Here is an 8,145-nt window from a genome sequence, read left to right on the forward strand (position 1 = left end):
AATCGCGATCCGTCTTTTTTGCCTTTATTTACTGCTGGCGATCACCGTCGTTGCATGGACCGCTGTCGATGACAGCATGAGTATGCAGCTGCATTTTGAATATCAAAAATTCTGAGGCGAAATGATGTACAGCTCAGGAATGTTTTTTGTCTGTTTATTTTCATCCGCGCTGGTGTTTGCGATGGTTAATCGTGTTTTACGCCACCGTCTGACCTGGCTAGTTTCCTTATCCGTGGTGACAGCATTAGGCTGGGGTTATATTTTTCAGGGCAATTACAGTGTTCCCGTGGCCGTCTTTTGCTGGTTTTATCTTGTCGCCACGTTAAAAGAAAAAGGCAGACTAAAAACCTGGCAGGCGGTCGTTTTAACGCTGCTGCCTCTGGTTCTGGTGAAATTACATTTTAATTATCACCTCGGCACAATCGGTCTCTCTTTTATGACCTTCCGCGCTGTGGATGTACTGCTGTATCGCAGTAAAAAAGAGGGCCAGAATTTCCTGCACTATTTCTGCTATCTCTTTATGCCCTTTATTATTCTGGCCGGCCCGATGTATCGCTGGCGGACATGGATGAGCGATGTGAATAAGCCGGCATTTGTCCTGAACCGCGAGCAGTTTTTAACGGCGCTGGAGCAAATTATTACCGGCATCATTCAGAAGTTCCTGTTTGCCATGCTGATCGATTCGCTCGTCGTGCAGCCCTGGAGCCATAAGCCGTTTACCCTGACCGTGGGCGTGGTGATGTCGATTGCCTACAGCGCCTATCTGTACTTCGACTTTGCGGGCTACAGCAATATGGCCATCGGCGCGGGCCGGCTGTTTGGGCTGAATATTCCGGCAAACTTCAACCTGCCGCTTCTTGCAAAGAACCCGCAGGATTTCTGGCGCCGCTTCCACATCAGCCTGTCCGAATGGCTGCGCGACGTGGTCTTTATGCCCGTCTATATGAACCTGATGAAGTTTAACTTTTTCCGCCAGAACAAAACGCTGGCGCAAAATATCGGTATTTTTTGCACCCTGTTCTGCATGGGGGCGTGGAATGGCCTGGAACGCCATTACGTCATCAGCGGCGCGCTGTTTGGCGCGATTTCCGTCGCGCACAACATGCTGCTGTGGTCAGCCAAACGCAGCCCAACGTTACACCGCGGATTGCAGTATCCGGCCGTTGCGTTTTTGGGACGAATTCTGACGCTGGGAAGCGCCGCAGGATCCCTTTACATCTTCAGTGGAATGTCACCTCTATGAAAAATCACTCCGATCTTCAGGAACTGCAGGATTTCTTGCGTGCGGCACTGCGCGATCCCGCCTCCCCGCAGCAGCTGGCCATCAGCGGCAGCGACGAAACCTTAAGCTGGCTCCAGCTTTCCTCTGCCGTGACGGACTGGGCAGAGCGTTATCGACGCTGCCAGCCCGCAGACGGTACGCCGATAGTGCTGTACGGCCATCAGCAGGCCGAGTTCGCCGTGGCGATCTATAGCTGCCTGCTGCACAACATTCCGTACATCCCGGTGGACTGCATCTACCCGCAGGAGCGGCTTCGCGAGATCTGCAACCTGACCGGCGCCCCTTATTACTACGACGTGGTGACGCGGCAGTTCATCGCCACCGGCGAGGCGGGCAAGGTGCTGGAGGAGCAGGATCTGGCCTATATCATGTTTACCTCAGGCAGCACCGGAAAACCGAAAGGCGTGCAGATTGGACGTGAAAGCGTATGGCACTTCATGAAGTGGGTCAGCCAGGACTTTTCGCTGCCGGAAAAACCGGTGCTGATGAACCACGCGGTGTTCAGCTTTGACCTCTCCCTGATCCCTCTGCTGGCGAACCTGGCGATGGGAGGCCACATCGTGCTGAATGCCAAAGAGGATATCCAGAAAGAGAACTGGCTCGAGCGACTGCAAAGCAACGCGGTCTCCGCCTGGGTTTCCACCCCCTCTTTTGCCTACCAGCAACTGCTTTCTCCGCACTTTAACAGCGAGTATTTGCCTGCACTCAGCGTCTTTATCTTCATTGGTGAAGTGCTCAATAAAGCGCTGGTGAAACAGCTCCGCCGACGTTTCCCGCAGGCCAAAATCATCAACTCCTATGGCCCAACGGAAGCGACCATTGCGACAACCGTGGTTGAGATCACGGATGAGATCCTTAACAGCGACAGCGCGGTGCTGCCGGTGGGCCTGATGATGCCGGACAGCAGAATGGAAATTTCCGCCGAGGGCGAGCTGATTATCTGGGGCAAAAACGTCATGCGCGGCTATTTAGGCCTGCTGCAGGAGAACGCGGCAAAACTGCTGCGTCGGGAAAATGATGCGTTCCGCGGCTACCGGACCGGCGATCTGGGTTATGAAGACGGGCTCATCTACTGCCAGGGCCGCAACGACAGCCAGGTCAAGCTGAATGGCTACCGCATCGAGATCGGCGAGATTGAAAACCGCCTGCTGGCCATGTCCGGCATCAGCGAAGCTGTGGTGATGCCGCTGATGAAACCCTGCGGCAGCGTGCTGCGCATCGCCGCGTTCTGCGTGACGGAGCTGGCACCGGATGCAATCAAAACCTCGCTGGCAAACGTGGTGCCTCACTACATGGTGCCTTCACAAATTATCGTAAAAGACGCTTTGCCGCTGAATCCTAACGGCAAAATTGACCGCAAGCTACTGGACGCTTACGCCCGCACACATTAATTATCCCAGGAAAAATGATGGAACACGATATTCTCGCCCTTTTTGAAAAAGTGTTATCCCGCAAGGTTGGCTTTCACGATGAGCTGATTGAATCCGACATTCTCGACTCCATTCTGGCAGTCGACATGGTGCTGGAGGTGCAGGACGTTTACGGCTGTATGATCCCGCCTACCGACGTGGCGACGGTGCTGAAAACCCCGGCCGATCTCGCCCGTTATATTGAAGAGAACCGTTAACGCCCCCTCCTCTGATGGCTCTGGGACTCACTCCAGAGTCCATCATTCGCTTTCCCCTTCTGGATACCATTCACACGAATGAAACCCACCGGTTTTACTATTTCTCCTACACTTTAGGGGTACTGTCGGTACGGGAAATAAAACAAGCCAACATCATGAAGACAATAATGGTTCGCTCTGCGCTCAGCCAGCGATCGTTGCGTCTTTAACAGAGGAGTCTGCGGTATGGCATTCGTAACAACGAAAGACGGCGTCAATATTTACTACAAAGACTGGGGTCCGAAGGAGGCTCAGCCCATTGTTTTCCATCACGGCTGGCCATTGAGTGCCGATGACTGGGATAACCAGATGCTCTTCTTCCTTGCGGAAGGCTATCGCGTTATCGCAATCGACCGCCGTGGTCACGGGCGTTCGGACCAGGTCAGCGAAGGGCACGATATGGATCATTATGCGGCTGACGCGTCGGCCGTGGTTGAAAGCCTGGATCTGCACAATGCGGTGCACGTCGGCCACTCTACCGGCGGTGGCCAGGTGGCCCGCTATGTTGCGAAGTACGGCCAGCCGCAGGGGCGCGTTGCCAAAGCGGTGCTCGTGAGCTCCGTTCCGCCGTTGATGGTGAAGACAGAAAACAACCCTGGCGGGACACCTGTTGAGGTTTTCGACGGCTTCCGTAAAGCGCTGGCCGCGAATCGCGCCCAGTTTTACCTCGACGTCGCCAGCGGTCCTTTTTATGGGTTTAACCGGGAGGGGGCCGAGGTTTCACAGGGCACCATTCAGAACTGGTGGCGTCAGGGCATGATCGGCAGCGCCAAGGCCCACTATGAGGGAATTAAGGCGTTTTCAGAAACCGATCAGACAGAGGATTTGAAAACCATTACGGTTCCCGTTCTGGTGATGCAGGGGGATGACGATCAGGTCGTGCCTTATAAGAATGCCGCCCTTCTGCAGGACCAGCTGCTGGCGAATAGCGTGCTGAAAATCTATCCGGGCTTCCCGCACGGGATGCATACCACCCACGCCGATACCATTAATGCGGATATTCTGGCCTTTATCCGCTCATAGACGTCAGGTTTTCTGATACGCGCAAAAAGAAAAACCCCAGCTTAACGAGTAAGCTGGGGTTTATATCTGGCGGAAGCGCAGAGATTCGAACTCTGGAACCCTTTCGGGTCGCCGGTTTTCAAGACCGGTGCCTTCAACCGCTCGGCCACACTTCCTGAGTGAGGCGAACTATAAACACCTCACCGCATGCTGTAAAGAGTGGCTGCAATCGTTCGCTTTAAAATTAGCCAAAATGTGCTTAATCGGTTGAACTGACAACACATCGGCGATTTTCTCAGCATAAAATCCAGCCCTCTCGCTTAGTGCTTTTTGATGTACATATCTTTTGTAAAATAGTACCCCAGCTTATCCGGCGTAAAGCCACCCACCCACGGTTTCACCAGGTGCGTACGGACGTAGTGATAAACCGGAATGGCAGGCACATCACGCCCAAGCAGATCTTCCGCCTGCTGGTAGAACTTACCCCGCTCTGCCGGCGTTTTGGCTTTTGCGGCGTTGATCAAGGCTTGATCGTAGTCCGGGTTGCTGTACTGGCTGGTGTTTTCACTGTCGCCGGTACGGAAGTTGTTCAGGAAGGTCGCCGCGTCGTCGTAGTCGGCAATCCAGGCGTAGCGCACCGCGTCAAAGTTGTGGGTGTGCATGGTATCCAGCATGGTTTTCCACTCCTGATTTTGCAGCTTCGCGTCTACGCCGAGGTTTTTCTTCCACATAGAGCTGGCCGCAATCGCGATGCGCTGGTGCGATTCAGAGGTGTTATAGAGCAGGTTGAAGCTCAGAGGATGGCTTTCGTTATACCCGGCCTCGTTGAGCAGTTTTTTCGCCTCAGCAATGCGCTTGTCCAGCGGCCAGCTGGCGTAATCCGGATTCTGCAGCTTGACCCCGCCGATGTCCGGCTGGCTAATCAGCCACGCCGGGCGCTGCCCCTGCCCCATCACCTTCTCAGCGATGATGTCTTTATCCAGCGCCATGTTCAGCGCCTTGCGCACGCGGGCATCGTTGAACGGCGGGCGCGTGGTGTTGAATTCGTAGTAATAGGTCGCCAGCTGCGGGGAGACGTCCAGCTGGCTGCCCAGCGTTTTCTTCAGCTGAGCAAACTGGTTAATGGGTACCGTATACACAATATCAATTTCGCCCGCTTTATAGCGGTTCACATCCGAGGCCTCGGAGGTGATCGGCAGATAGGTGACTTTGTTAATAACGGTATGCGCGTTATCCCAGTAGCGCGGGTTACGCTCCGCCACAATGCGTTCGTTGACCACCCACTGGGACAGCTTATACGCTCCGCTGCTGACGAAATGCTCCGGTTTGGTCCACTTTTCGCCGAAACGGCCAATCAGCACTTTATCCACCGGCACCAGCGACGGGTGCGCCAGCATCGCCAGGAACGCCGCGTTGGGCTGGGTGAGCGTCACTTCCAGCGTGGTATCGTTAATTGCTTTTACGCCCAGCGTGTCGGGGGATTTTTTCCCCTGAGCGATATCGGCCGCGTTGACGATATGCATGTTGCCGGGATAGCTGGCGTACGGTGAAACGGTTTTTGGATCAACCAGGCGCTGCCAGCTCCAGACCACATCCTCTGCGGTAATGGCCGTCCCGTCGCTCCAGGTGATGCCCGGACGTAAGTGGAACGTCCAGACGGTGTTGTCCTTGTTCTCCCATTTTTCAGCCAGCCGGGGTTGGATTTCCCCTGACGGGGAGACGCTCACCAGCCCTTCGAATAAATCGCTGATAATATTGAATTCGACATCGCTTTCGACTTTATGCGGGTCGAGCGAGGCCGGTTCGCTGCCATTGTTTCTGACCAGTTCCTGTTTTTCGGCCAGCGCTGTTCCTGCTGGCACGTTAGCCGCCCAGGTCGCCGTGCTGGCGCACAGGATCCCGGCGGTGAGTAAAGAGAGCGTAAAGCGCGTGCGTGTTTGTGGTTTCATTTCCTTCGCCTTATTGTCTGTTTTATGACGATCCGGAGATAACTCTTAGCGCCCGAAAGGCAATAACGCAATATTTTTCAGTAACCTATAAGAGGTTAATCTGGTAAATACTTTTAAACCGCCGTTCATACTGGTTACACATGCTTTTGCAGAAGAAATAACCACCTTCAGCGCTAACGTGCTGAGTAAAGATGGGTAAAACCACTTTGAGACTGGCGCGCCGTTTCCTATTCTTTCCGTTAATTACATCTGTCATAAGAGAGTGACTCATGGATCGTATAATTACTTCCTCACGCGACCGCACATCGCTACTCAGCACCCACAAGGTGCTGCGCAATACCTATTTCATGCTCAGCCTGACGCTGGCGTTTTCGGCTATCACCGCTACCGCCAGTACCGTGCTGATGCTGCCGTCTCCGGGCCTGATCCTGACGCTGGTGGGGATGTACGGTCTGATGTTCCTGACCTACAAAACCGCTGATAAACCGGTCGGTATTCTTTCCGCGTTCGCCTTCACCGGCTTCCTGGGTTATATCCTGGGGCCGATCCTGAACGCGTATCTGTCTGCCGGTATGGGTGACGTGATTGGCATGGCGCTGGGCGGTACCGCGCTGGTGTTCTTCTGCTGCTCGGCCTACGTGCTGACCACGCGCAAGGATATGTCCTTCCTTGGCGGTATGCTGATGGCGGGTATCGTAGTGGTGCTGATTGGTATGGTGGCAAACATCTTCCTGCAGCTGCCTGCCCTGCACCTGGCGATTAGCGCGGTGTTTATCCTGCTGTCATCCGGCGCGATCCTGTATGAAACCAGCAACATTATTCACGGCGGTGAGACCAACTACATCCGCGCGACCGTGAGCCTGTATGTGTCGCTGTACAACATCTTCGTCAGCCTGCTGAGCATCCTGGGCTTCGCCAGCCGCGATTAAGCAGACCTGCTGAAACAAAAAGGAGAATGCCTCAGGCATTCTCCTTTTTTTATGCCCTAGTCACCGCGGCAAATATAGGTGGGATAGAGCCGGTCCTGAATCATCCACACGGAAGAGGAAAGTTTGGACAGAGTGATATAGTAACGCGCCCCCGGACGCGCAAAGCTTCCCCACAACGCATCGGGCGTATTGTCATTATGTCGACGCAAGGTATTCTTATAGGTCAACATAATAACATGGTCATTCGTTCGCCGCTCCCACGTAAAATTCACGTCGCGATCGACAATCATCTCTTTCCCTTTTATCCTTGAAGCGCCTTTATAGGTTGTTAAGCCAGTACCATCCGCACGTACATAGAACTGAGCTATGGCATTTACCTTCACTTCGCTTGGTTTTCCCTCATTTCGGGTAAAATTAAATTCGGTAGTACAAGCCAGGACATCTTGCGTATCGTTTTGGGAAGGAGAGAAAGCCACTACCATCAAGCTTCCGATCATAGCCCCCCCGAGTCCAAACAGGAGTTTTGTTTTCATTCTTCGGGACCACTTTTATAACGAATACTTTTGCACGGGCTGCTTTTATTTACCGGACACGCCCCAATAAAAATCTCATCCGCAGCAGAAAGTGTAAGTCGTTCACTAAAATAATAAATATCGTATTCCTCCTGTTGGCACATGACATTATTTTCCTCAAGCAACCTTGATATTTTTGACATTTTTAATGGCCGATCCTGTTCGTTGATAAACCAGAATCTACAGCTTCCGATTGTTTCATTGATTGCTTTAAGTTCTTCGGGCGCGATGACGTAATGCAAACGATACAATAAAAACGCAATTCCTATTGATGTAGCAGTGAGCACGAATAGACCTGTCCGTCTTGTGAGTCGAGCCCGACTCCATATTTTCGATATTTTACTGTTGAAGGATACGGAAATCGATGCAGGTACCGGGTCGGGTACACAAAAAAGCAGCTTTGGGTGACTGGCAACTTCCGCATCAAAACGAAAACCAAAACGTGGCAAGGTAACAATCATATCCTGACGCTCACCCAAAACCTGAAAACTCTTACGTAGCTCACTCACCGCCTTATTAAGATTATTGCCTGATGGGGTAAAGCCATACGCTTCCCAGACACGTGTGATTAACTCTTCCCGGCTGAGATCGCATCCTTTATTACGAATAAACTCCTGTAAAAGCCGGGCAGCGGGAGCCGAGAGGGTTAATACCGACTCTGGTTGTCCGACCAGGCTAATTGCGTGTGTCTCTGGATTAAATAATAACGAATTATTGCATATAAATCTGTCTCTTATACACATCT

General features: G+C 52.9%; 8 protein-coding genes and 1 tRNA gene. 5 read left to right on the forward strand and 4 right to left on the reverse strand.

Translation table 11 applies throughout. The features are described 5' to 3' along the window. Positions 1–124: 124 nt before the first annotated feature. The 4 genes from HBA26_RS08440 to HBA26_RS08455 all read left to right on the forward strand — a co-directional run bounded on the left by HBA26_RS08440 (position 125) and on the right by HBA26_RS08455 (position 3,971). Entirely contained in the window at positions 125–1,243 is a 1,119-nt protein-coding gene (locus tag HBA26_RS08440; RefSeq protein WP_126345296.1) for an MBOAT family O-acyltransferase, read from the forward strand. Then, the gene (locus HBA26_RS08445) at positions 1,240–2,673 is read left to right on the forward strand and encodes an AMP-binding protein (RefSeq protein WP_126345217.1); all 1,434 of its coding nucleotides are present in this window, start codon (positions 1,240–1,242) and stop codon (positions 2,671–2,673) included. Before HBA26_RS08440 ends, HBA26_RS08445 begins: the two co-directional genes overlap by 4 nt. A gap of 17 nt (positions 2,674–2,690) precedes the next feature. Further along, complete coding sequence (locus HBA26_RS08450) at positions 2,691–2,909, forward strand: acyl carrier protein (RefSeq protein ID WP_028012621.1); 219 nt, start codon at positions 2,691–2,693, stop codon at positions 2,907–2,909. 225 nt (positions 2,910–3,134) lie between these two features. Continuing rightward, positions 3,135–3,971, forward strand: coding sequence for an alpha/beta hydrolase (locus HBA26_RS08455; RefSeq protein ID WP_126345216.1), 837 nt, complete (start codon positions 3,135–3,137; stop codon positions 3,969–3,971). Between the two features lie 67 nt (positions 3,972–4,038). On the opposite strand, the gene HBA26_RS08460 is transcribed toward HBA26_RS08455, so the two are convergent. Next, a tRNA-Ser gene (locus tag HBA26_RS08460) sits at positions 4,039–4,126 on the reverse strand. Between the two features lie 144 nt (positions 4,127–4,270). Next, positions 4,271–5,899, reverse strand: a complete 1,629-nt coding sequence (locus HBA26_RS08465; RefSeq protein WP_028012619.1) for an ABC transporter substrate-binding protein — start codon at positions 5,897–5,899, stop codon at positions 4,271–4,273. 269 nt (positions 5,900–6,168) lie between these two features. On the opposite strand from HBA26_RS08465, the gene yccA reads away from it, so the two are divergent. Next, positions 6,169–6,828 carry an FtsH protease modulator YccA gene (gene yccA, locus HBA26_RS08470; RefSeq protein ID WP_013097244.1) on the forward strand — a complete coding sequence of 220 codons (660 nt, stop codon included), beginning with the start codon at positions 6,169–6,171 and terminating at the stop codon, positions 6,826–6,828. Between the two features lie 56 nt (positions 6,829–6,884). On the opposite strand, the gene HBA26_RS08475 is transcribed toward yccA, so the two are convergent. Together HBA26_RS08475 and HBA26_RS08480 are read right to left on the reverse strand one after the other, a co-directional pair. Beyond that, positions 6,885–7,361: a hypothetical protein gene (locus tag HBA26_RS08475; protein ID WP_126345214.1), complete on the reverse strand. Its 477-nt coding sequence runs from the start codon at positions 7,359–7,361 to the stop codon at positions 6,885–6,887. Continuing rightward, a complete protein-coding gene (locus tag HBA26_RS08480) occupies positions 7,358–8,143 on the reverse strand; it encodes a winged helix-turn-helix domain-containing protein (protein ID WP_166720872.1) in 786 nt (261 codons plus the stop codon). Before HBA26_RS08480 ends, HBA26_RS08475 begins: the two co-directional genes overlap by 4 nt. Positions 8,144–8,145: the final 2 nt, after the last annotated feature.

The sequence above is a fragment of the Enterobacter sp. 725m/11 genome, from assembly GCF_011683705.1.
In the GTDB taxonomy this organism is placed as follows: Bacteria; Pseudomonadota; Gammaproteobacteria; order Enterobacterales; family Enterobacteriaceae; genus Enterobacter; species Enterobacter bugandensis.

Excerpts from the sequence above, each read along its gene's own strand:
- HBA26_RS08440 (WP_126345296.1), top strand. The coding sequence starts at position 125 with ATGTACAGCTCAGGAATGTTTTTTGTCTGTTTATTTTCATCCGCGCTG.
- HBA26_RS08445 (WP_126345217.1), top strand. The coding sequence starts at position 1,240 with ATGAAAAATCACTCCGATCTTCAGGAACTGCAGGATTTCTTGCGTGCG.
- HBA26_RS08450 (WP_028012621.1), top strand. The coding sequence starts at position 2,691 with ATGGAACACGATATTCTCGCCCTTTTTGAAAAAGTGTTATCCCGCAAG.
- HBA26_RS08455 (WP_126345216.1), top strand. The coding sequence starts at position 3,135 with ATGGCATTCGTAACAACGAAAGACGGCGTCAATATTTACTACAAAGAC.
- HBA26_RS08465 (WP_028012619.1), bottom strand. The coding sequence starts at position 5,899 with ATGAAACCACAAACACGCACGCGCTTTACGCTCTCTTTACTCACCGCC.
- yccA (WP_013097244.1), top strand. The coding sequence starts at position 6,169 with ATGGATCGTATAATTACTTCCTCACGCGACCGCACATCGCTACTCAGC.
- HBA26_RS08475 (WP_126345214.1), bottom strand. The coding sequence starts at position 7,361 with ATGAAAACAAAACTCCTGTTTGGACTCGGGGGGGCTATGATCGGAAGC.
- HBA26_RS08480 (WP_166720872.1), bottom strand. The coding sequence starts at position 8,143 with ATGTGTATAAGAGACAGATTTATATGCAATAATTCGTTATTATTTAAT.